At 72.0% G+C, this 23707-nt stretch carries 13 protein-coding genes and 1 pseudogene; 7 read left to right on the top strand and 7 right to left on the bottom strand.

Features of this window, described 5'->3' with window-relative positions; genetic code table 11:
- The first annotated feature begins 73 nt into the window (after positions 1–73).
- From B073_RS0131710 to B073_RS44740, 4 genes and pseudogenes are all read left to right on the top strand, one after another.
- Positions 74–472, top strand: a complete 399-nt coding sequence (locus B073_RS0131710) for a 6-pyruvoyl trahydropterin synthase family protein (protein WP_026247910.1) — start codon at positions 74–76, stop codon at positions 470–472.
- On the top strand, positions 469–1590 hold the full coding sequence (locus B073_RS0131705) for a glycosyltransferase (protein ID WP_018542105.1): 1122 nt from the start codon (positions 469–471) through the stop codon (positions 1588–1590). Before B073_RS0131710 ends, B073_RS0131705 begins: the two co-directional genes overlap by 4 nt.
- On the top strand, positions 1590–2474 hold the full coding sequence (locus B073_RS0131700) for a class I SAM-dependent methyltransferase (RefSeq protein WP_018542104.1): 885 nt from the start codon (positions 1590–1592) through the stop codon (positions 2472–2474). Before B073_RS0131705 ends, B073_RS0131700 begins: the two co-directional genes overlap by 1 nt.
- A pseudogene (locus tag B073_RS44740) lies at positions 2447–3292 on the top strand (lysylphosphatidylglycerol synthase transmembrane domain-containing protein); the annotation flags it as partial. The gene B073_RS0131700 and the pseudogene B073_RS44740, both read left to right, overlap by 28 nt.
- Positions 3293–3340: 48 nt before the next feature.
- On the opposite strand, the gene B073_RS0131695 reads toward B073_RS44740, so the two are convergent.
- The 3 genes from B073_RS0131695 to B073_RS0131685 form a co-directional block, all read right to left on the bottom strand.
- Complete coding sequence (locus B073_RS0131695; protein ID WP_018542103.1) at positions 3341–4225, bottom strand: RibD family protein; 885 nt, start codon at positions 4223–4225, stop codon at positions 3341–3343.
- Positions 4222–4557, bottom strand: coding sequence for a hypothetical protein (locus B073_RS45410; RefSeq protein WP_018542102.1), 336 nt, complete (start codon positions 4555–4557; stop codon positions 4222–4224). The genes B073_RS0131695 and B073_RS45410 overlap by 4 nt, the downstream gene beginning before the upstream one ends.
- 77 nt (positions 4558–4634) lie before the next feature.
- The gene (locus B073_RS0131685; RefSeq protein WP_018542101.1) at positions 4635–4844 is read right to left on the bottom strand and encodes a DUF5988 family protein; all 210 of its coding nucleotides are present in this window, start codon (positions 4842–4844) and stop codon (positions 4635–4637) included.
- 380 nt (positions 4845–5224) lie between these two features.
- Here B073_RS0131685 and B073_RS0131680 point away from each other — a divergent pair, with 380 nt between their 5' ends.
- A complete protein-coding gene (locus B073_RS0131680) occupies positions 5225–11491 on the top strand; it encodes a type I polyketide synthase (protein ID WP_018542100.1) in 6267 nt (2088 codons plus the stop codon).
- 5 nt (positions 11492–11496) lie between these two features.
- On the top strand, positions 11497–16056 hold the full coding sequence (locus tag B073_RS43070; protein WP_051094287.1) for a beta-ketoacyl synthase N-terminal-like domain-containing protein: 4560 nt from the start codon (positions 11497–11499) through the stop codon (positions 16054–16056).
- A 402-nt stretch (positions 16057–16458) separates the two neighbouring features.
- Here the strand turns inward: B073_RS43070 and B073_RS46030 are convergent, their stop codons facing one another.
- Positions 16459–16734 (bottom strand): hypothetical protein, encoded by a 276-nt coding sequence (locus B073_RS46030; RefSeq protein WP_018542099.1) that lies wholly within the window; start codon positions 16732–16734, stop codon positions 16459–16461.
- A 1954-nt stretch (positions 16735–18688) separates the two neighbouring features.
- Here B073_RS46030 and B073_RS43065 point away from each other — a divergent pair.
- A complete protein-coding gene (locus B073_RS43065; protein ID WP_158690274.1) occupies positions 18689–19168 on the top strand; it encodes a hypothetical protein in 480 nt (159 codons plus the stop codon).
- Positions 19169–19625: 457 nt separating this feature from the next.
- Here B073_RS43065 and B073_RS48875 read toward each other — a convergent pair whose 3' ends face one another.
- The 3 genes from B073_RS48875 to B073_RS48385 all read right to left on the bottom strand — a co-directional run bounded on the left by B073_RS48875 (position 19626) and on the right by B073_RS48385 (position 23291).
- Positions 19626–20645 (bottom strand): ParB/RepB/Spo0J family partition protein, encoded by a 1020-nt coding sequence (locus B073_RS48875; RefSeq protein ID WP_037813367.1) that lies wholly within the window; start codon positions 20643–20645, stop codon positions 19626–19628.
- A 736-nt stretch (positions 20646–21381) separates the two neighbouring features.
- Positions 21382–22548, bottom strand: coding sequence for a transposase (locus B073_RS41810; protein WP_018542095.1), 1167 nt, complete (start codon positions 22546–22548; stop codon positions 21382–21384).
- 161 nt (positions 22549–22709) lie between these two features.
- Positions 22710–23291, bottom strand: a complete 582-nt coding sequence (locus tag B073_RS48385; RefSeq protein ID WP_267881439.1) for a TetR/AcrR family transcriptional regulator — start codon at positions 23289–23291, stop codon at positions 22710–22712.
- Positions 23292–23707: the final 416 nt, after the last annotated feature.

Here is a 23707-nt window from a genome sequence, read left to right as displayed (position 1 = left end):
GTGTGTCATCGCCTCACGTACGGCCGCGCCGGTGACGAACACAGACTGCGGCCCCTGGCTCGGGAGAGTGGCCTTGTTCAGCATGACCGTCCGCGATCACATGAGGGTCGCGCACAGCTTCCGCGGCGAGGTCTTCAAACCCGCGCAGCGGCTGCACGGCGCGACGTGTGTGGTGGACGTGACCTTCCGCCGCGCCGAACTGGACGCCGACAACGTCGTCGTCGACCTCGGGCGGGCCGGCGTCGAGCGGGGCTTGGTGCTCGGCGAGCCCAACTACCGCCATCTCGATGACGCCCCCGCCTTCGCCGAGGTCGACACCACCACGGAGTTCCTGGCCGAGACCGTCGCCGACCGGGTCGCCGGCCGGGTACGGGCCGGTGCCCTGGGTGAGAGCGCGCTCGGCCTGGACTCGATAGCCGTGACGCGGCACGAGTCGCCTATCGCCTGGGCGTCCTACGAGCGGCCGCTGTGAGCCGGGAGGTGGACCACGCGGCGGCACCGGCCCGCACCGTGCACATGGTCCTGCCCTTCGGTGTGGACGACCCGGCTGCTCCCAGCGGCGGCAACGTCTACGACCGCCGCGTCTGCCGGGAGCTGCCCTCGGCGGGCTGGTCGGTGTGCGAGGTGCCGGTGCGGGGCCGCTGGCCGAGGGCCGACACGGCGGCGTGCGCCGAACTGGCGGGGGCGCTTGCGAAGTTGCCCGACGGTGCCGTCGTGCTGATGGACGGCCTGGTGGCCTGTGGCGTGCCCGAGATCGTCGCGCCGCAGGTCCGGCGGCTGCGCCTGGCGGTGCTGGTGCACCTGCCCCTGGCCGACGAGACGGGGCTGGCGCCCGGCGTGGCCGCGGAGCTGGAGCGGCGGGAGGGGGAGACACTGCGCGCCGTGAGCGCGGTCGTCACGACCAGCCCGTGGGCCGCCCGGCAGTTGACGTCCCGTCACCGGCTGGATCCGAACCGGGTGCACTGTGCCGCGCCGGGCACCGATCCCGCGCCCCCTGCCCGCGGCGGCCACGGCAGTGCGCAACTGCTGTGCGTGGCCGCGCTGATCCCCCGCAAGGGTCAGGATCTGCTGGTCGAGGCGCTGGCCGCGGTCGCCGGACTCCCGTGGCGCTGCGAGTTGGTGGGGGCGACGGACCGGGACCCGGTGTACGCGGGGCGGTTGCGTGCACGCATCGGGGAGTTGGGACTGAGCGACCGGGTGCGGATGGGGGGAGTGCGCACCGGCGAGCGGCTCGCGGGCAGCTATGCCGCCGCGGACCTGTTGGTGCTGCCGTCTCGTGCGGAGACGTACGCGATGGTGGTGACCGAGGCGCTGGCCCGCGCGGTACCGGTGGTGGCCACGGCGGTGGACGCGGTGCCCGACACGCTGGGGCGGGCCTGCGACGGGAGCGTGCCGGGCCTGCTGGTGCCGCCACAGGATCCACGCGCGCTCGCCGCGGCGCTGCGCCGGTGGCTCACCGATCCGGTGTTGCGCCGTCAGCTGGCGGCCTCGGCGCTGCGGCGACGATGCGCGCTGGAGGGCTGGCAGGGAACGTCCCGCCGGCTGGCCGAGGTGCTCAGCCGCCTCGGCCGCGAGCCCCGGAGGGTTTGATGAGCACTGTCGATTCGCACCTGGCCGGCGTCCCCGGCTCCCCCCGTTTCGCCGCCCGGTGGCTGGACTTGCGCGAACCGGCCGACGCCGCGGCCCGCGCCGCTGAGCTGCTCGGCCCGCTGCGCGGGTATCTGGAGCATGTGCGCCGGCCGGGCGAGGTGCCTGCCTTTTGCGATCTGGGCTGCGGCACCGGGTCGATGGGGCGTTGGCTGGCGGCACGGCTCGGCGGCCCGCAGCGCTGGATCATGTGTGATCGCGACCCGGCTCTGCTGGCCCGTGTCGGTGCGCGGATGCCACGGCGCAGTGCGGACGGCGGCCGCATCGAGGTGACCACCGAAGGGCGGGACATCACCCGGTTGAGCTCGGGTGACCTGGCGGGTATGTCGCTGGTGTGCGGGTCGGCTCTGCTGGATCTGCTCACCGAGGACGAGGTGCACCGGCTCGTCTCGGCGTGTGCGGAGGCTGCCTGCCCGGTGTTGTGGGCGCTGTCCGTCGTGGGCGAGGTCGTCCTGGAGCCGGCTGAGTCGTTGGACGCCGAATTCGCCGCCGCCTTCAACGCCCATCAGCGCCGCAGCGAGGGTGGGCGGCGGCTGCTCGGACCGGACGCCGTCGACGTGGCGGCGGCAGCCTTCGAGGGGCACGGTGCGCGGGTGCTCACCCGTTCGAGCCCGTGGCGGTTGGGGGCAGGCCAGGCAGGTCTTGCCGAGCAGTGGCTGCTGGGCTGGGTCGCGGCGGCCTGCGCGCAGCGCCCGGCCCTGGCCCGGTTCAGCGAGCGCTATGTCGGCCGACGGCTTGTGCAGTGCCGGTCCGGTGCGCTGCGGGTCACCGTCGGGCACCGTGATCTGCTCGCGCTCCCGTGTTCCTCGCACAGCGTGCCGTTGTGATCCGCAGACTGTGGGGGCGGCTGCGAGTGCCGGCGGTGCTCGGTCTCCTGGTGGCCGTGGTGTACGAAGTGGGCAGCGCGCAGTTCCTGAAGGTGCTGGGCCACATCGATGTCCTGGTCGTCGTGGTCACGTTCGCGGTGGGTGTGCCGAGCACGGTGTGTGCTGCCTGGCGGTGGTGTCTGGTGGCCCGCCGGCTGGGGCTCGGACTGTCGCTGGGGGCGGCGGTGGCGGACTACTACCGGTCGATGTTCCTCAACGCCGTGCTGCCCGGAGGCGTGTTCGGCGATGTGTATCGCGGGGTGCGGCACGGCAAGGAGTCCGGGGCGCTGGGCCGGGGTGTGCGGGCCGTGGTCCTGGAACGCTGCGCGGGCCAGGTGGTGCTGGTGACGGTCGCGGTGCCGGCGCTGGCGGCCGGACCGTCTGTGTCGGCGGTCGTCGGCGCAGCAGGGGTGCCGCTGGTGGTGGCCGCGGCCGTGCTGGGTGTGTCGGCCGGGGCTGTGGCGCTGGGGCTGTGGCGGGGGTGGGGTGCGGCGCGGTGGCGACGGGCGCTGGCCGTGGTGCTGGCGGAGGTGCGTGTGGGGTTGTTCGGCCGCGACGTCCTGCCGGGTGTGCTGGTGCTGTCCGCGCTGACGCTGACGGGTCATCTGGGGCTGTTCGTGTTGGCCGCGCGGGTGGCGGGCATCACGGCGCCCGTGGCGACGCTGGTGCCGCTGCTGCTGTGCGCGCTGATGGCGATGGCGCTGCCGGTGGGTGTGGGCGGATGGGGGCCGCGGGAGGGCGCGTGCGTGCTGGTGTTCGGCGCTGCCGGGTTGGGGGCCCAGCAGGGCCTGGCCGCCTCCGTGGTGTATGGGGTGCTCGTGCTGGTCTCAAGCCTGCCTGGCGCCGGGGTGCTGGTTGTCCGTTTCCTGGTCGGGCGTCGTACGGGCTCGCAGATCCAGTGCGAAGAGGGTGTCCTGGCCGAGTGCGAAGGTGCGGACCGGGGGGCGTAGTGCCCCGTCCATACGGTCGGGTCCGCAAAAGCGCAGACCGGGCACGCCGTCTCCGAGCAGGACGGGGGCGATCGTGAGGTAGAGCCGGTCCAGGGCGTGGGCGTGCAGGAAGCGGGAGACGGTCCTGCCGCCGCCCTCGACCAGGATCCGGCCCAACCCGCGTGCGGCGAGCGCGGCCAGCACCGTGTGGGGTGCGAATCCTTCCTCGCCGCAGGGCACCCGCAGGACGTCCGGCCTCGTGCCGCTGGTCTTCGGGTCCTGCGGGCTGTCCTGGTCGATCACGTGCAGTGTCCGGCCACGGCCGTCGGTGAACAGTTGTGCGTTTGGCGCCCGGTGCAGTGCGCGGCCCTGTGGGTCGAGGACGACCCGTACCGGGTTGGGGCCGGGGCAGGCGCGCACGGTCAGCTGCGGGTCATCGGCCACGGCGGTATTGGCGCCCACGATGACGGCGTCGGCCAGGGCGCGCAGTCGGTGCAGGTGCAGGCGGTCCTGCCGGCCGGTGACGTAGTCGGAATGGCCGGTGCGGGTGGCGATGAATCCGTCCATGCTCTGCCCGAGCTGGGCGAACACCAGGGCCGGGCCGGCCAGGCACAGTGGGGCGTAGACGTCGGCGAGGTGGTGCGCTTGGGGTGTGGCGGGCTGCCGCCACCGTCGGCTGCCGTCCGGCCGCCGGTACAGCCCCGCGGCCTCGGCCTGCGGTTCGGTGCGGACGGACAGCAGCCTGTGCCATGCCTCTTCGGCTTGCAGCGGTGGCCGGTTCATCGGGCACCGGGCGTGCTCGGGTGGCCGGCGAAGGGCTCGGTCGGCCCGGCGAGCAGCCGCTGTCGCTTCTGCGCCGAGGCCGGCGCGGGGCGGCCGATGGTGCCGGAGGCGGTGTGGGTGTCGGTGCCCGGGGTGGGCGGGTGCCTGCGGTCTTGGTGGAGGTGCTCCACGAGGGGGTCGGTGAGGGCACGCGCGAGGGGGGTGTCGGTGGCCAACGGCGGGTGGGGGCGGTGTTGTTCGTGGTTGCCGGCGGGCGGGCGGGTCACGGCGACGGCGGGTTCGCCCACCGTGGCTGTGGTGTCCGAGGGCAGTGGGCAGGGGGAGTTGGTCACGAGGGCAGAGGGTACCGATGTGCGGTGACGGCGCTCCCGCGGTGGGAGCGCCGTCTGCGTGCGCCGTTGGTGTCGGCTCACTCCGCGATGGCTGTCCGGGCCGTCCACTCAAGGGCCGGGAGCTGCTCGCCGTCCACGGTGTGGAAGGCCCCTTGATGCACGAAGTGCTCATAGCCGTTGCGGAAGCGCTTCTTGAACGTCTCGGTGAGTGAGGGGGTGTACTGCACTCGTTGGTCGTCGGGGAAATAGGAAGGGCCGCCAACCAGTACAACCTTGATTTCCGCCATGGTGGTTTCCTCCGTGTGCCGGCTCATTTCTCTGACGCGGCCGATTCGGGGAACGCGGTGTTGCCGGCTGGTTCACCGGCGTGCGTTCAACTGCCCGAAGTGGATGGTTGAACAGTTCGGCCCGGACCTGGCCGACTGGTGCGACAGGCTACCGGGCCTGGCGCGGTGCGGCGGCTGTCGTTTTCTGGTTGCGTCTTTCTCGAACAGCCGTGCATGCTCGTCATGGGCGAGCAGAACCGCCGGCGCACCAAGCTTCCGCATATCGCGCCCGCACCGGTCGGCGCCCCTTTCCCAGCGCATTTGAGACCTCACGCACGAGTGGTCCACGCCACCGCCCGGCGTCCCGTGCGGCAGCCGAGGAATTAGCCGAGGAAGAGGTAATGCACGCAGACCATGTGACTCAGGATCCGGCCCGGCTTCTGGCTGTCGTCGGTATGGCGGGGCGTTTCCCGGGAGCTGACGACATCGGCGTCTTCTGGCAGCGGCTGCTGGAGGGGCACGATGCCATTGGGCCGGTGCCCACCGAACGCTGGGACAGTGGGGCCCAGTTGGACCCCCACAAGCGCATCCAGTCCGTGGGCGGCTTCCTCTCGGGCATCGACCAATTCGATGCCGCCTTCTTCGGGATCTCCCCCCGCGAGGCCGAGGCGCTGGACCCTCAGCAGCGGCTGATGCTGGAGACGACGTGGCAGGCGCTGGAGGACGCCGGGACGCCGGCCGGCTCGCTGGCGGGTTCGCGGACCGGTGTCTACGTCGGAGCGCAGTGGCACGACTACGAGATCCTGCGCAGGGACCGTGGGGCCGGGGCCACCCAGCACAGCGCGGTAGGTGCCGCCCTCGACGTCATCGCCGCGCGGGTCTCCTACTTCCTTGGCCTTACCGGCCCGAGCATGGCCGTCGAAACCGCCTGCTCGTCCTCCCTGGTGGCGCTGCACCTGGCCGGACAGGCCCTGCGGCAGGGGGAGATCGACGCGGCCGTCGTGGGCGGGGTCAACGTGATGCTGACCCCCGACGTCATGATCGGCCTGACGCACTTCGGCGGGCTGTCCCCCGACGGCCGCTGCCAGACCTTCTCCGCCGCCGCGAACGGATTCGTCCGCGGCGAGGGCGTGGTGGCTCTGTATGTGAAGACCCTCGCCCGCGCGGTGGAGGACGGTGACCGCATCCACGGCGTCATCGCGGGGACGGCGGTCAACAACGACGGCGGCGGGGAGAGTTTGGTCACCCCGAACCCGGCCGGCCAGGAAGACCTGCTGCGCAGTGTGTACGGCCGGCTGGGCATCCCCGTCGACGAGGTCGCCTACCTGGAGGCCCACGGCACCGGCACCAAGCGCGGCGACCCCATCGAGGCCGGGGTCATCGGCCATGTCCTGGGGCAGCCGCGCAGTGGCTCCAGGGGGCCGCTGCCCATCGGGTCGGTCAAGACCAACATCGGGCACCTGGAAGCCTGTGCGGGTATGGCGGGCCTGGTCAAGGCGATGCTCGTGCTCAAGCACCGCACGGTGCCGCCGAGTCTGCACTCCGAGGTCCTCAACCCCGACATCCCCTTCGACGAGCTGAATCTGCACGTGGTGCGCGAGAGGCTCTCGCTGCCCGCCGACGGGCGGCTCTTCGCGGGGGTCAGCTCCTTTGGCTGGGGCGGCACCAACGCGCATGTCTGCGTGATGAGCCCACCGCCCGTCCGGCGGGGCGCCTCGCGCTCCGGGACGGCGGGAGAACCCCTGGTGCTGCCGCTGTCCGCGCACTCGCAGGCGGCGCTGGAGCAGCGGGCGCTGCAGGTGGCCGAGGCCCTCGCCGCCCAGGATGGTGCGGTTCTGCCCGCCCTGGCGGGCACCCTGGCCTGGCAGCGCGACCACTTCCCCTTCCGGGCGGCCTTCACCGGCACCGGCGTCGAAGAGATCGGCGAGCGGCTCACCCGCTACGCCGCCGGGCCCGATGCGGAGATTCCCGGTGTGGTCAGCGGCCGAGCCGCCGAGGAAGCGGGCCGTGTCGCCTTCGTCTTTCCCGGACAGGGATCGCAGTGGGCGCACATGGGCCGCGAACTGCTCGCCGCCGACCCGGTCTTCGCGGCGGTGATCCACCGCTGCGCCCAGGCACTTGAGCCGTACTTCCCCTGGGACCTCGTCAAGATCGTGGCGGGTGAGGCCGGTGAGGAGTGGCTCTCGCGCATCGACATGCTCCAGCCGACCCTGTGGGCCGTATCCGTGGGCCTGGCCGAGGTGTGGCGGGCGGCGGGCGTCGAGCCGGACGTGGTCATCGGGCACAGCCAGGGCGAGGTCACCGCCGCCACGGTGGCCGGCGCGCTGTCCTACGCGGACGCCGCGCTGGTGATGGCGCGGCGCAGCGCGATAGCCCGCCGTACCTCCGGCAAGGGTCTGATGCTCGCCGTGGATCTGGACCTCGAAGGTGCCCGGGCGGCCATCAAGGGTTTCGAGCACGGGGTGTCGCTGGCGGTGAACAACGGCCCCAGCTCCTGTGTGCTGTCCGGCGACAGCGAGCTGATCGAGGTCCTGAAGGAGATCCTGGAGGCGGAGGGCACGTTCTGCCGGCTGGTGAACGTGGACTACGCCTCGCACAGCCCGCAGATGGACGAACTGGAGGAGGACCTGCTGGCCGCGCTGGGTCCGGTGGCTCCCCGCCAGGGCACGATCGAGTTGCTGTCGACGGTGCGGCTGACGGCGCTGGGCGGTGGTGAGCTCGACGCCCGCTACTGGGTGGAGAACCTGCGTCGCCCGGTGATGTTCGCCGACGCGCTGGACAAGGTCTTCGACGACGGCGTCACCCATGTCGTCGAGATCAGCCCGCACCCGGTACTGACCCCGGCCATCGAGCAGTTGGCGGCACAGCGCTCCTCTCCCCCGCAGGTGCTGTCCACCCTGCGGCGCGACAACGGGTCGCCGCGGCATCTGTGCGAGTCCTTCGCCCGTGCCTACGTGGCGGGACTTGCGCCGTTCGGCTCCCTGCCGCGCAAGGCGTGGGCCCCGGTGCCCGGCTACCCCTGGCAGCGCACCGCCCACTGGGTCCGGCCCGGTCGCCGCGGGCTCCGGCAGCCCGCGGCGGACATCGTGCTGACCCCGTCGGTGACCGAAGGGGATCGCTGGACGGGAACCTTGGAGGTGGCGCTGGAGGACCAGCCGTGGCTGCGCGACCACCAGGTGCACGACGCCGTCGTCCTGCCCGGCGCCGCGATGCTGGCGTTCGCCGTACGCACGGCACTTGCCCGCACCGCAGAGCTGCCCGGCGCGCTCGCCGACATCGTCTTCCGCAGCGACCTGACCCTGGGCGAGGAGGCGGCCAGGGTCAGCGTCCAGTGGCGTGACGAGCCCGCCCGGGGCGGGTCCTTCACGCTGGCCTCCCTGCCGCCGGGCGCCACGGCTTGGACCGAACACGCCGTTGCCAGGGCGCTGCCGCCCCAGCCCGCCGATCAGGTGGTGGTGCCGGGGTTCCCCGAACACCTGCTGGCCCCCTCGCCGACGGCGGCCGAGGAGTTCTACGCCTCCTTGGCCGCCAAGGGCCTGAACTACGGGCCGGCGTTTCGTGGGGTGAAGGGCGTGCGCCGGGGCGAGGGCGAGGCGCTGGCCGAGGTGCACTTGAGCGAACAGTGCCTGGCCGGCGCCCGGGCCCGCGATCTGCACCCGGCCCTGTGGGACGGTGCGATGCAGGTGGCGCTGCCGCTCGCCGAGGAGGCGGACGCCGTGGTGCCGACCAGTGTGCGCCGGGTTCACCTGCTGCAGGATCTCGCCGAGCCGGTCGTGGAGGTGTGGTCGTACACGGTACGCCGCGACCCTTTGCTGTTCGACGTGTACGTCTACGACGCCGGCCGTCGGCCGCTGCTGGTGATGGAGGGGCTGCGCCTGACGCCGCTGGCCGTCACCGCCCAGGTGGCGGGCGCCGCATCGCAGCGCGTCCATCGTCTGGTCTTCCTCCCGCGGCCGCGTGCCGTCGCGGAGCCGCAGCGGGCCGTGCCCGGGGCGTGGGCGGTGTGCGCACCGGGCAGCGGTACCGATGCGGCCGGCACGCTGGCCGGTGCGCTGGGTGCGCTCGGCGCCCGCACCAGGACGGTCCCCGTCGGCGGGGACGAGGCGGTGGACGAGGCGGTGTGGGCCGAACGTCTTCGTGCTGCCGGTGAGTTGGCGGGTGTCGCTTTCCTCGCGCCGGGGGTCGGCGACGGTCTGGAGGCGCAGCGCGAGGGGCTGGGTGCGTTGGCCGCACTGGTGCGTGCCTGTCTGACGCTGCCTGCGCCGCCGCGTGTGGCGGTGGTCACCAGCGGCGCGCAGGCGGTGCTCGCGGCCGACCTGCCCGATGCGGGCTCCGCGCTGTACTGGGGCTTTTGCCGGGTCCTGCGGCGCGAGCACGCGGAGCTGCGGCCGCTGCTGGTCGATGTCGGTCCGGGCGAGGCGGGGTGGGCGGCGGCCTTGGCCGCGGAACTGCTTGCCGAGGACGAGGAGGACCAGGTCGCGCTGCGCGGTGCGGACCGCTTCGCCGGGCGGCTGCTGCGTGGTGCGGACGGCTTCGCCGATGCGGGGTCGGGGCCCGCCTGGCGCACTGCGCCGCAGCCGTTCCGGCTGGCCGCCGCCGGTCCGGGCGCTCCCCAGCCGCTTCAGTGTCGGCCGCTGGGGCGGCGGGCGCCGGCTCCCGGCGAGATCGAGATCGCCGTGCGCGCCGCGGCGGTGGCTGCCACCGAGGGTGCGCGTTTGCCGGAAGGCTTCGAGGAGTTGTGGGGGCTGGATGCGGCAGGTGTGGTGAGCGGTGTCGGCGAAGGCGTGACCGGCTTCGCCGAGGGCGACCGCGTGGTCGGGTGCGCGCCCGGTGCGCTCGCCTCGCACCAGATCCTGCGCGCCGATCACGCGCTTGCGCTGCCGGGCCACCTGCAGGAGGCCGCTGCCGTGGCGTTGCCCTCTGCGCTGGCGGCCGCCTGGTATGCGCTGCACGAGGTGGCCGGGCTGGGTGCGGGAGGGACCGTACTGATCCATGAGGCGGCGAGCGGGCCGGGCCTGGCCGCGGTCCAGGTGGCGCGTGTGCTGGGTGCCGAGGTCATCGCCACGGCCCCGGGCGCGAAGCAGCGGGAGCATCTGACCGGGCTGGGGATCGAGCACGTCTTCGACTCCGGTGACCTGTCGTGGGCCGGCGGTGTGCGCGAGGCGACCGGAGGCCGGGGGGTGGACGCCGTCTTGAACTCCCTGACCGGCGCGGCCCTGGAGCACGGCCTTCAGGTGCTGGCCGAGGACGGGTACTTCCTCGACGTCGGCGTGCGCGAGGGGCACGAGAGGCGCTCGGTGAGCCTGGCTGCGTTCCGCAAGGGCGTCAGTTTCGTCTGCGTGGACCTGGCCGGGCTCATCGTGCGCAGGCCCGAGCGGTTCGCGCGGCTGCTGGCCGAGGTCTGGGCGCTGGTGGCGCAAGGGCGGCTGGCTCCGCCGCCGGTGACGACGTACTCCTTCGGCGAGGCGCCGAAGGCGTGGCGTGCGCTGTGGGAGGGCGGCCGCATCGGTACGGCCGTGCTCGTCGAACCGGACTCCGCGGGCGCGGTGGCGCCGGAGCCGATGCCGGGCGGCCGGTTCCGCGGCGACGGCACGTATCTGATCAGTGGTGGTCTGGGGGCGCTCGGCCTGTCCCTGGCCGAGTTCCTGGCCGGGCGGGGAGCCGGTGCGCTGGCGCTGGTCGGCCGCGGTGCGCCGGGCCCCGAGGCCGCCGCGCGTATCGAGGTGCTGCGGGCCGGCGGGGTACGTGTGGAGACCTTCCAGGCGGATGTCGCCGACGAGGAGGCGCTCAAGCGCGTGCGTGCCCAACTGCCGGCGCTGCGCGGTGTGGTGCACGCAGCCGGTCTGTTGGACGACGCCACGATCCAGCAGTTGCGGCCCGAGCAGCTGCGGCGGGTGTTGGCGCCCAAGGTCGCCGGGGCCCGTAACCTCGACGCCGTCACGGCGGGCGACCCGCTGGACTTCTTCGTGCTGTTCTCCTCGGCGGCCGCCCTGTTCGGCAACGCGGGCCAGGCGGCGTATGCGGCGGGCAACGCGTTCATGGACGCGCTGGCCGTCTCCCGCCGCCGACGTGGACTGCCCGGTTTGAGCGTGCAGTGGGGACCGTTCTGCGACGTCGGGCTCGCCGCGCAGGACGCCAACCGCGGCGCGCGGTTGGCGGAGCGCGGCATGGGCGGCATCACCACGCACGAGGCGTGGCAGGCGCTGGAGCGTTTCCTGGCCGGCGAGGAGCAGGTCGTCTCCTATGTACCGCTGCATGTGCGCCAGTGGTTCGAGGCGTATCCGGACACCGCCGCCCTGCGGAGCTGGAGCGTGCTGCGGGAGGCGGCCAAGGACGCGGCGGGGGCGGACGGTGGTGACCGTGGCTTCCTGGCCGAACTGCGGGCGGCCGGGCCCGAGCGCCGGGCCGCGCTGGTGGAGACCAAGGTGCGGGAGCTGACGGGCCGGGTGCTGCGCCTGCAGAGCGCAGCCATCGACCGGGAGACCCCCTTCAAGGCGCTGGGCCTGGACTCGCTCATGGGTCTTGAGCTGCGCAACCGGCTCGAAGCGGCGTTCGGCCTCAAGCTCTCGCCCACGCTGCTGTGGACCTACGGCAGTACGCGTGCCCTGTGCGGTGTCCTGGCGGAGCAGTTGTCCGCCGCCGCGGGCGCCGAGAACGACAAGGACTGATGGATATGGACGTCAAGCCCGACATTGCCGCCCCCACCCCGCTGAGCAGGGCGCTGGAGACGGTCAAGAAGCTGCGGGCCCAGCTGGAGGAGGCCGGTGGCAGCCAGCCGCTGGCCATCGTCGGCGCGGGGCTGCGCTTCCCCGGTGGCATCGATGACCTCGACTCGTACTGGCGGGCGCTGGCCGAGGGCCGTGACCTGGTGCGGCCGTTGTCCGAGCAGCGCAAGGGGCCCTTCGCCGCCGAGTGGGACCGGCTTGTGCCCCGTGGCGGATTCCTCGAGGAGGTCATGGACTTCGACGCCGCGTTCTTCGGCATGGGCGCCGAGGAGGCCACGGCCCTGGACCCGCAGCACCGGCTTTTGCTGGAGGTCGCCTGGGAGGCGCTGGAGAACGCCGCGCTGCCCACCGACCGGCTCGACGGCGCCCGTACCGGTCTGTTCATCGGCATCATGAACCACGACTGGTGGCACTGGCTGGACGGCGACCCCGACCGTCATTGGACGACGGGCAACGGGCACTATTTCGCGGCCGGCCGGCTCGCGTACGAGCTGGGGCTGGGCGGGCCCGCCATCGCGGTGGACACCGCCTGCTCCTCGTCCCTGGTCTCCGTCCACCTCGCCCGGCAGGCGCTCGCCCGCAAGGAGTGCGACGTGGCTCTGGCCGGCGGCGTCAACCTCGCACTGTCCCCCCATATGACCAAGCAGCTCGCCGCGCTGGGTTCGCTGGCACCGGACGCCAAGTGCAAGGCGTTCGACGCCCGGGCAGACGGCTTCGCCCGCGGTGAGGGTTGCGGGATGGTCGTCCTCAAACGCCTGGCGGACGCCCGGCGTGACGGGGACCGCATCCTGGGCGTGCTCAAAGGCTCGGCGGTCAACCAGTACGGCCGCTCCAGCGGTTTCACCGCACCCAATGTGCTCTCGCTGATCAATCTGATGGAGGCGGCGCTGGCGGACGCGGGGCTGACCCCCGCCGACATCGGCCTGGTGGAGGCGCACGGCACCGGCACGTCGCTGGGCGACACCATCGAGATGGAGGCCATCGCCGGCGCGCTGGGCCGCAAGAACGGCGGCGCCCCCCTGCCCGTGGGCACCGTCAAGGCGAACATGGGCCACCTGGAGTCGGCCGCCGGCATCGCCGCGCTGCTCAAGGCAGTTGCGTGCCTGCAGCACGACGCGGTGCCGCCACTGGTGCACTTCTCCACCCTCAACCCGCTCATCGACCTCGACGGCACCGACGTGAGTCTGCCGACCGAGCTCACCTCCTGGCCACGCGATGCGCGCGGCCGCCATGTCGCGGTCAGCGCCTTCAGCATGGGCGGCACCAACGCCCATCTCATCGTCGGCCCGGCCCAGGAGACCGGGCCGGCGGCACAGGAGACCGGGCCGGCGGCACAGGCCGAAACCACGCCGGTCGAGGGGTTCGAGCTGTCGGCCAAGACACCGCAAGCTGTCCGTGATCTGGCGGCGCGGCTGCACCACCGCCTGGCCGAACTGCCCGCCAACAGCTATCCGGCGTTCGCATACAGCGTCACCTGCGGCCGCACCCGACACACGTGGCGCGCCCAGGTCAGCGCCCCGGACCGCGAGCGGGCGCTGGAGGCGCTCAAGGCGCTGGCAGCCGGCGAGAGCACGGACGCGGTGCTGGTGCAGGAAGGGGAACGTGCAAGGGACCAGGGCGGTGCCGGGCCCATGGAGCTTCCCCGTGCCGTGATCGATCTTCCGGCCTACCCGTGGCAGCGGCGACGCCACGCCCCTGGGCCCGTGGAGCGTGCGGCCGCTGCAATGACCGCTGCCCCCGCGGCCGATGTGCCCGGTGTGCAGCCGGACCGGCCCGAGGCGGACCGGGAAAGCGACGACGTCGAGGGCCTGCACGAGGTGCACTGGCAGGAGGCCGACGACACCGGCACCAGGTGTGCGGCGGGCTCCGGGTGGTGGCTGGTCTTCGCCGACCGCACCGGAGTGGGGGACGCGCTGGCCGGTGAACTGGCCGCCCGTTCGGGTCGTTGTGTGACGGTACGGGCCGGGGAGTGCTATCGGCGGCTGGACGCCGCCCGCTTCGAGATCGACCCGCTGCGGCGCGAGGACCTCACCGCCCTCGTGGGGGAGCTGCGCGGCCAGGAGACCGAGCCCTGTGCGGGCGTGGTGTACGCCTGGGGCCTGGACGAGGTCCCGCTCGGCCCCGACGCGCCCGGCCGGCTGCCGTGCGGTCAGCACCCGCTGCCGACCGCCTCCTGGGCACCTGACCTCATCCGGGCGCTCGCCCAGGGCGGGGTGGAGGGCGCGCCCCGGCTGACGCTGCTGACCCGTGGTGCGCAACCGGTGGCCGGACAGGACGCGCCGTCCCCGGGCGCCTGGGCCTCCTTGTGGGCGCCGGCCGGGGCGGCCGCGGCCGAGCATGCCGCCGAGCCCCCCGCGCTCATCGACCTGGACCCGCTGGGCGCCGATGACGAGGCCGCCCGCCTCCTCGACGAGCTGCTGCGCACCGGCGATGGCGGCGCGCAGCACGTGGTGCTGCGCGGCGCAGGCCGTCACACGCCTGTCCTGGTCCCGCACCGCGCTTTTGGTGTGGCGCAGACGGCAGTGCGGCGGCGTCCGTTCGACGCCGCAAGGGACGGCAATCACCGCGTCCTGGCGCTGCGGCCCGGAATCCTGGACAGCCTGGAGTCGACCGTGTGGCGGCGCACTCCTCCCGGCCCCGGGCAGGTCGAGATCGAGGTCACCGCGGCCGGACTGAACTTCAGCGACGTGCTCAAGGCGATGGGTGCCTACCCCGGTGCCCACGGGTCGGTTCCGCTCGGCATCGAGTGCGCCGGCCGCGTCACCGCGGTGGGCGAAGGGGTTGAGGGCCGCCACGTCGGGGACCCGGTCATGGCGGTGGCGACCTCCGGCCTGGCCGCGTACGTGACGACCGAGGCACATCTGGTGGCGTCACGGCCGGCGGGCCTGACCGACCGGCAGGCGGCCGCCACCCCGGTGGCCTTCCTCACCGCGGTGTACGGGCTGGAGTACCTGGCCCGGCTGCGCGAGGGCGAGAAGGTGCTGATCCACTCCGCCACCGGTGGAGTGGGCCTGGCCGCACTGATGGTGGCACGGCGGCGCGGTGCGGAGGTCTTCGCCACGGCCGGCACCGAGGACAAGCGGCGGATGCTGCACGAACTGGGCTTAAGCCCCGATCATGTGAGGGACTCGCGGTCCTTGGACTTCGCCGCCGACATCCGCCGCCTGACCGGCGGCTACGGCGTCGATGTGGTGCTCAACTCCGTCACCGGCCAGGCGCTGGTGCACAGCCTGGGGCTGCTGGCGCCGGGCGGGCGGTTCGTCGAGATCGGCAAGCGGGACATCTACGACGACAGCCCCATCGGGCTGGGGTTCTTCAAAGACAACCGCTCACTGTTCGCCGTCGACCTGGAAAAGACACTGTGGCAACAGCCACAGGTCGTCGACGAGCTGTTCGAGGTGGTGCAACAGGGCTTCGCAAGCGGGCAGTTCGAGGCGCTTCCGGTCACGTCCTTTCCCTACGCCGAGGCGGGGGCGGCCTTCGCCCGCATGGCACAGGCCCGGCACGTGGGAAAGCTGGTGCTCACTGCGCGTGGCGACGAGACCGTCACGCTGGTGCCCGGCCGCACTGCCGTCAGTGCCGCCGGCACCTACCTCATCGCCGGTGAGGTAGGCGCTTGGGGCCTTGCCGCCGCCCGCCGGCTGGCCGACGAAGGCGCCCGGCACCTGGCGCTCGTGGGCCGCGGCGTGGCCGGCGACGACGACACCGCGTGGCAGGAGCTGCGCTCCCGAGGCGTCCAGGTCGAAGTGCTGGCCGATGCGGCCACGCCCCAGGAGGTGGCCGCCGTAGTGGAGCACGTGGCGGATTTCATGCCGCCGCCGGCAGGGGTCGTGCACGTCGCCGGCTCCCCGCAGGGCCACGGCGGGCTGCCGGCCCCGGCAGCCTGGCCGCTGCAACAGGTGGCTGCCGAACTGCAGTTGGACTTCTTCGTGTGGTGCCGCACGGCCACCCCACGGTGCGATGGCGCCGCCCCCACGAACACCGCCGGCGCTGACGGGGACGAGATCCGCCGCCGGCTGCTGGAGGTCGAACCAGGCCCTCGGCGCCGGCAGTTGCTCCTCACACATGTCACACAGGTGGCCGCCGAGGTGCTCGATGCACAGGGTGCGCCCCTGGAGGCGACGGCGCCACTGGCCGGACTGGGATTCGACTCCATGCGGACGCTGGAGCTGCGCGCCCGGTTGCAGACATCGCTGCGCATCAAGCTCCCGGCCACGGTCGGCTGGCGGTACCCGACCCTCGAGGCACTGGTGCCGTTCCTGGCCGAACGCATGGACATCGCACTGGAACCCGGCCCGGCGACCGGGCCCGTGACCGTGCCCGGGGCCGTGCCCGGGGCCGGGGCCGTGCCCGGGGCCGGCGCGAGGCCCGCAGCGCCACCAGCCCATCCCCCCGCCGAACCCCTCGTCGGCGACGAGGAGAGCAATCTGGAGACACTGTCCGACAGCGAGATCGCGGCACTTGTGCTTGCCAAGGCAGACCAGCTCGACGAAGAACACCAAGGATGACCAGACGACAGCCAGAGGCAGTCGTCGACGACGCGAGGGGTGGGGTGGCCGTCGACGACGCCCGGGCGTGACCGGGCCGAGGCCGACAACCGGCCGGGACTTCTTCAACACCCTCCCCCAAGGGCCGACTGGGCGCAAACCCTGCCTTCACCCACGCCCTGGAACAGGTGCGCGGCACCTGCCCGAGCGCCTGTGAGCACCGGGAAGTCCCCTTCGGTTGCCGGTGCAGATCTGCACACGCCCCGCGACCGGAGTCGGCCGGCGGTGTACCAGGCCGGCTTCTGCTACGGCCGCGAGCCGGTACCCGCACCCGCCGTGGGCAAGACCGGAGGGCGTCGGGTGCCGGTGGGGACCCAGGCGCCCGCTTCGACCTGAACCGCGGCCCTTCCACGACAAGGGCGGCTACAGCGGCTGGTTCGCCTGCGACCGTGCCCAGTTCACCACATCCCCTTTCAGCAGCCGGCCGCCCACCTGCGGCATCCCACGGGCAGGTGGCGACGGACCCGGACCGGCCACGGACCAGCGGGAACTGCCGGAGCTGCGGGAGCTGCGGGAGCTGCCGGACCGGCCGTGGACCAGCGGGAGCTGCTGGAGCTGCTGGAGCTGCTGGAGCTGCTGGAGCTGCTGGAGCTGCTGGACGAGGATGAGCACCAGGTGGCCGTTTTCAGGGAGCGTCATCAACGGACCTGGCGGGGCCGAGGCCACCGGCCGCGACGGGTCCAGGGAAACGGGCTGGATCCGCCGGTGCTTCGAAGAACCTCTCCGGCGGCACCCACAGGCCGAGACCGTGCGCCGGCAGGGCCTTGCGCCTGAACTGTGCGGAGCTGAACCGGTGGGCGAACCAGCACGCCACCGGCTGATGCGGCTCGGCGTCGGCCGGGACGTGGTGGCGGACGTCGGCACGGAGCACTCCGTGGAACAGGTGCGTCCCTCCTGACGGGGGTCAAGGCCGGGGCGCGTACGCCCACCGGACCCCGGCCGTCCCGGGCCCGCCCGGGCCCGCCCGGGCCCGCCCGGGCCCGCCCGGGCCCGCCCGCGCCGCCCGGCGCACATGGTCCGCGACGCCCGTTGTGCCGGTGCTGCTCACCAGCGCCCAGGTCCTGGCTCGCTGCCGGCGTCGGAGCCGAGGTGCCGTGCGTGCAGCAGCCGGCGGCCGAACCGGGCGCCGAACCGGACCGCACCCCGACGTCCGGTGGACGGCGAAGCCTCGCTACGTCCTCCACACCTTTCGCTTCGACGGGGCGGCCAAGGGCGTCATGAACGTTCACGCGGACATCAGCAACCGGCTGCTGCGGATGCAGGACACCACCGGTCGGACGCCCCGACCGGGTGCTGCACAGACGCCGTTCTCCTTCGAGGTGCCGGGGGGGAAGTTCTTGGCGACCCCTGACGGCGGGCGCGGCCCGGTCGTCGCCCGCCCCGGGGGCCCCAAGGACGGTGCCCTTGCGGCCCTTACGGTCCGGGAGAAGGGATCACGAGGCGGCGCTTCGTCCCGTGCTTGCGCCAGGTGTTCGTGCAGGAGCCGGTCGAGGTTCACCGGCCTGCGTCGGGCGATCTGCACATGCGCGGGCGGATGCTCCGGTCCCGGGTCGCTGGTCGCCGGTCGCCGGGCCCGGGACGCGCTGGGCCCAAGGACGCGCTGGGCCCGATCAGCGTTCTGGTCGCTTCGGCGGCCGTCCAGCGCGACCTCCCGCCGGCGCCGAGGAGCACCAGGACGCGGATGCGGATGCGGTGTTGCCGGTCGTCCTCGAGGGCGTCTGTCACCTGTCCTCGTGCGGTCATCGAGGAGATGATGCGGCACCGGCACGGCGCGATCGTCACTCTCACAGCTCACCGGTGTCGCCGGCAACGCCGGGCAGTGAACGACGCGGCGACCAACGCCAAGACCGTCGGCTTCACCAAGTCCCGGCCCAGGAGGTCGGCCGGTTCGGATCCGCGTCGCCGCGGTAGGCCCCGGGCACGTCGCCACCGCCCCGTGACGGAACTGCCGCAAGACCTCCTCGCCGAGCAGGGGCCAGGTGGCGTCGAGCCGCTGGGGAATCCGGAAAAAGGCTGCGGCCTCGTCTCCTTCCCGCTTTCGGGCTGGGCCAGGCGTCGTACGTCACCGCAGACGTCCTGCGCGTCGACGGCGGATTCATCGGAATCCCTCAGCGGCCTCGGGCGAGTTCGCCCGATGTTGCCCTGCCGCCGACCGGAAACCCGCACCTCACCGTGGTCGAGGAGCCGCACGGTGACCACTCCTTCGAGGACGAGTGCGCCACCTCTCGCCCGGCGGCCTGCGCCGGCCGACGAGGCGGGCCGGCATTCCCGGTGGCTCGCCTTCACCAAACACCTTCCGGGTGGACGTGATCCGCCCGGAGAACCCTCGGCAGACATGCCTGGCGCACAGCGGCCGGCCCCGGACCGAACGGCGCCCCGCCGGCGCCCCGGGGCTGCCTGAGGAAGGTGACCCGGACCGTGCGGGAGCGGCACGGAAATCCGTCAACTCCCCTTGAAGTTGACTGATTTCATGCCCCCTAGGGGATCCCTTACGAGGGGTCAGGGAATGCTGAGGGTTCTCCCTGATGCCTCGACGATCAATGCACGAGAAGGTAAGTGGTGTGCCGGACAACGCACTTACCAAGGAGGATTCGTGACCACAGCCACAGCACCCCAGCCGGTTCCGCCCCGAGCACGTCCGGCAGTCGTCACCATGTACACCGGCATGGCACTCACTGCGCTGACGACCATTCTCATTCCCGTGTTCATCGCGTCAGCCACCGACGACTACACGGACTACATCAGCATGGCGTACCCTAAACTCGGCGCCGACAAGGTGAGCAATTACCAACAGACCATGGTGATTTACCTCGTCATCAACGGCATTGTCGGCATCCTGATGTGGCTGTGGACACTGCGGTCGGCGAAGAAGGGGAAGCGGTCGGTGCCCGTTGTCGCGAGCATCGCCTTCGCCCTCGGGCTGACCCTTTCACTGTTCAATCTCCTCATCAAGGACAGCACCGGGTATGCAGCCCTGTCCCCCCTGCTGGGCATCGCCGGTCTGCTCCCCTGCGCGGCAGGGCTGGCAGCGGTTGTCATGTTGTGGCGAGCCCGCCCCTTCGGCCAGGCGTAACCCGGCCGGCCGGCCGACGCCGGCCCAAGAACAGCCATCCCGTCCGTGCGTGTCCCCCGTCACGCACGGAGGGGATGGCTTCCCCCGTGTGGTGCAAGCCCGCACCACCGCCAGGCCCGCACCACCGCCGGGCCCGCACAACCGCCGGGCCCGCACCACGTCGAACGAGGATCACCCCCTTCCAGCGTGGTGCGCCGGCAGGTCTTTCGGCCGCGCCAGACACCGACGAAGCGGGCCGGGGCCTGTGCACGATCGCTCCAGGCGCCGCGCACCTTCTGCAACAGGACAGGCGGCACAGTCCCGGACACCTGAAGAGAACTCGCGCCACAGCACCGGGCTCTGCTTTAAGTCGGCTGTCCTGACACCGATCAGGCCACCTGAGACCCCGAGGATCGAACAGATACCGCAAAGGGGCCCCGGGCGAGACTCCCCGCATCGCCCAGGGCCCCGGCCCATGTCAAGCAATCTGTCGCAATGCCAGTTCCGATGCGAAGGCCTCCCAGGCCCGGGCACACTGAGCGGCCGCGGCAGAGACCATCTCCGCGCGGTGCGCCGGAATGGCCTGGGCGATTCCGCTCCAGCACCGAGCACCCACCAACTGCATGTCGAGCATCCGCAGCAGCAGACGCCCCATCTCCGTGTGCCTCAGCGAGGGGTCCTTGCACAGATTCCGAAAGAGCACATCCAGATTCGCCTGGGTCAACTGCTCAAGAGCCCCACCCGGGGCGGGCACCGAGGGGCCGTCCGCCGGCTGCGACCGCGACTGCGACTGCGACTGTTCAGCGGGGCACACCCGGCCCCGCCCTCCCGGCCCCTCCTGCGCCACACCCGTCAGCCGTGCCGGCTCCTCGGGCTTGGCGGACCGGCGCGGGGCAGGCACCGGATCCTCCCCCCGCTGCAGCCGCTCACGCACGTCCCGCACGGTCCCCGGCGAGATCCCGGCCTTCTTCGCTATCTCCCGCAGCGGCGCGTCGGGCGATTCGGTGATCAGCCGCCCCGCAGCCCGCCGCCCCTCCTCGGTGCTCAGCGGACGGACCTTGCCGTCCCGTCCGATACGGGCGGTGGGCGCGGCACTGCCCACCTGCTCGCGGCGCCGTAACGCACCGACGGTCGTGGCCGACAGGCCGGTCGTCGAGGCGATGGCGCGGTCCGACCACTGCGGGTGGGTCAGGACGATGCGCGCCGCGGCAGCGGTCCGCTCGGCCAGCGTCAGCGGCAGTCCGTGCCCGACGTTCGACTCCACGGCCAGCACGAAGGCATCAGCCTCGGAACCCTCGAAGAAGCGGACCGCGATCTGCGAACAGCCCCGTATCAGCGCCACTCTCAGTCGGTGCATTCCGTCGATGACCCGCATCGTCGAACGGTGCACGACAATCGGCGGAAACTCCTTCTCCGACGCCGCGAGGGCGCGGGCATGTTCCATGTTCTCGCCCGACAGCCGTGGCGAGTCGGCGGGCAGCAGCAGCGCGATCGGCACAGTGGCCACCGCAGAAGACTCCGGATGCCCCGACGCAGACGTGGACGCCCCACACTCCGTACGGGCGTCCTCGAAATACAGTGGCTCAACGTTCATCGCGCACATTGCCAGATACCCCCGTACATGATGGAGTCGAATTCTTTCTGACCGTGTCTTTCTTGGCCGGGTTCACTCGGTCCCACGAATCTCTGCTCCCCCTCGCGACACTCAGACGCCAGATCCACTCGTTCCACAAAGAATCTGATCAGCGACGACGCACCAAAATCCCTGCCCGAATGCGGCGGCTCACGCATTTTCGACCGCGCACGAAAAACAACAGCCTGCGCCGTCCCGGCCGAAGACCGGACACCGTCTTCCCCGCCGCCCGAAGAACATCCGCAGGGCAACCACGACATGCGCGCAATTCCGTACCCTCGCGCGCTCTTGGCGAAAGGCCGCGTGCTGCACCGGGAACTCGACCACGGCGCACGAGCGGCCCCCGGAGTCCCCGTGCCTCACTGTCCCTCCTCCGTCCGGTGTGTCAGACACACGAACAGCGGCCATCACAGCCTCAAGCGCCCCAGTGCGCCCCAGCGCGCCCCAGTGCGCCCCTCACGGTAGCAAAGAGATCGTTCTGTTTCCTATGATCCGGCGGCGGGCGCACGGAGCGGTCGCCCGGGACGGGCCGGTGCGCCGGGCCGGTGCGCGCCGCGCCGCGGGCCGGCGACCGCGCCACGGCCTGCCCGCACTCCACGGATCAGGCGGGCTCCGCACACCGCGCGGCACCCACCAGACACCTGTAGGCGTAGGCCGCCGAGACCAAGGTCATGTGGTGGTGCCATCCGGGGTAGGAACGCCCTTCGAAGTCCCGCAGCCCGAAGTCCTCGCCCAACCTGCGCACCGCGGCACGGGTGGAGGACAGATGACCAAGCAGCGACAGGCACTCGTCCGGCCCGGCGCCCGTGAGACTGGTGCACCACACACGACTCGCCGCCCCCTCACCCGGCCCCTGCTGCCACCACAGCCGGTAGACGCCGCGGTCGAGGGCGACTTGGCGCCCGCCCGACGGCAACCGCACCAAGGCCGACCGAAGGGCCGGGCGCGGCGCCGAGGCCCGACCCGATGCCGCAGCGGGCCACGGATACCGCCTGCCGTGACGGCGCAGGCACTGCTCGGCGCCCAGCGGACGGGAATCGGGCCCGGACAGCGGCACCACGGGCTGCCCCGCACAGACTTCAACGAGGAAGTCCATGCCCCGCCGGGTCAGGGCGGCGGCAAGCTGCGCGACATCGGCGGGGTCGCACACCCCCGCCACCACGGGCGCACGGTCCGCCGGACGCGCGGCAGCGAGCCGGTCGACCAGTTCCAGCGCGTAGCCCCACAACGGCTGCTCGACGACCCCCTGCGGCACACGACAACGACGGCGGCGTTCGGCATCACCGGACCAGACCCCGTCGATCGCGATCTGCCAGTCCACAGGAAGACTCCACGCACCCGAGGCCAGAAACAGCCCCACACCCACCTGACAGTTGCGCACCCGCCCCACCTCGGCGTCGAAACGGCGATGCACACCCACCGAATGACTACCGCGCTTGGGTATCACCGCCGCCCCGATCGTCCACGCCTGCACCGGCAGCACCCCGGCAACCACACCGGCCAGGGCCTCACGAGGGGCACCCCAGTCCCACGGACTGGAATTGACAAAACGCCGCAGAGAATGACCGGCCGTGCGCGGGTCCGCCACCGCCACCGCCAGATGCCGCGGCACCTTGCGACCCGGCACCACCAACAGCCCCCGCAGATAAGCAGCCGCCCACCGACGCTGATCCACACGCGGCAGGCTCTTGAACACCTCCTCCACGAACCCGCCGACCGAGACCTCCGGGACCAACCGGAGACACTCCTTGACTCCCTGCACCGGCATCCGCCCTCCTCGCCGCCTCAAGACGCACAACCGCCCCCACGACGCACAAAGAGTACAGAACGTTCTCTTTATTTTTTGCCGATGAACACCATCCAGCCACCCTCACCGACCCCGCGCTCCCCCACCCCCCACACTCCCGCCGGCGACACCTGGCGACACCTTCAGCCGGAAGACCCCGCCACCCGCAACGAAGCACGATGCCCCACACGCACCAAGCCAGGCAGTATCAACGCCCAGGCAGCAGCCAGCTCCTCCCCCACCTGCCGCCGATCCCCACCCCGACACACAGCAGTCTGCACACGCACCTCCAACCCCGCCATCAGACACCGCACCAGACCCGCCGCCTGTGCCGGCTCCACCGCCAGCACCCCCTCCTCCCACGCCCGCTCCAACAACTCCCCCACCACACCAGCCCACAACACCTGCCAATCCCCGCCCACAGGCACCCCCTCACGCACCAACCGCGCAGCAGCCAACATCACATCCTGCCCCGCGAGCAGACCCACCACAGCATGCGAGGCATCGACAACCGCCTGCAACGCACTCGGCGCCCGCATCCGCACACCCACCAACGCCGCCTGCGTCAACACCACCGCCTGATCACACACCTCACCGGCCAACGCCCGCTTGGCCGGAAAATGAAACGTCAACGCCCCCATCGTCGCACCCGCAGCCTCACACACCCGCTTCAACGACGTCCCCGCATAACCATGCCGCACAAACTCCGCCGCAGCCGCACCCACCAAAACCGCCCGCGTACGCGCCGCCCTCTCCTGCCTCACCACACACCCACCCAACAACCCCAACAACCCCCAGACCCCCAACAACACCAACAACCCCGAGAACCCCCAGAGCCCCCAGAGCCCCGCGAGCACCGACAACCACAAACACCCCCACCACACCCCACCACCCACACAACACCCACCACCACCCACACCAACCACCCACACACACCCAAGCAGCTCGGAGACATCCCCACTCCTCAAAACGACGACACCCGACACCCGACAGCCGACCCCCACACCCCAACACACACCACCACACCAGCGACCACCAGCGACCACCAGCGACCCTAACCACCACACCCATCCACAACACCCCAACCCCACATACACACAAACGACTTTGACAGGTCACCCAACCCAGAACCCACACCCCC

This window comes from Streptomyces sp. MspMP-M5 (assembly GCF_000373585.1).
Classification (GTDB): Bacteria; Actinomycetota; Actinomycetes; order Streptomycetales; family Streptomycetaceae; genus Streptomyces.
This window is presented reverse-complemented; position numbering and strand designations above follow the sequence as displayed.

Coding starts and splice junctions, on each gene's coding strand:
- B073_RS0131700 (WP_018542104.1), top strand. CDS start 1,590: ATGAGCACTGTCGATTCGCACCTGGCCGGCGTCCCCGGCTCCCCCCGT.
- B073_RS0131695 (WP_018542103.1), bottom strand. CDS start 4,225: ATGAACCGGCCACCGCTGCAAGCCGAAGAGGCATGGCACAGGCTGCTG.
- B073_RS0131685 (WP_018542101.1), bottom strand. CDS start 4,844: ATGGCGGAAATCAAGGTTGTACTGGTTGGCGGCCCTTCCTATTTCCCC.
- B073_RS0131680 (WP_018542100.1), top strand. CDS start 5,225: ATGCACGCAGACCATGTGACTCAGGATCCGGCCCGGCTTCTGGCTGTC.
- B073_RS43070 (WP_051094287.1), top strand. CDS start 11,497: ATGGACGTCAAGCCCGACATTGCCGCCCCCACCCCGCTGAGCAGGGCG.
- B073_RS46030 (WP_018542099.1), bottom strand. CDS start 16,734: ATGACGCTCCCTGAAAACGGCCACCTGGTGCTCATCCTCGTCCAGCAG.
- B073_RS41810 (WP_018542095.1), bottom strand. CDS start 22,548: ATGCCGGTGCAGGGAGTCAAGGAGTGTCTCCGGTTGGTCCCGGAGGTC.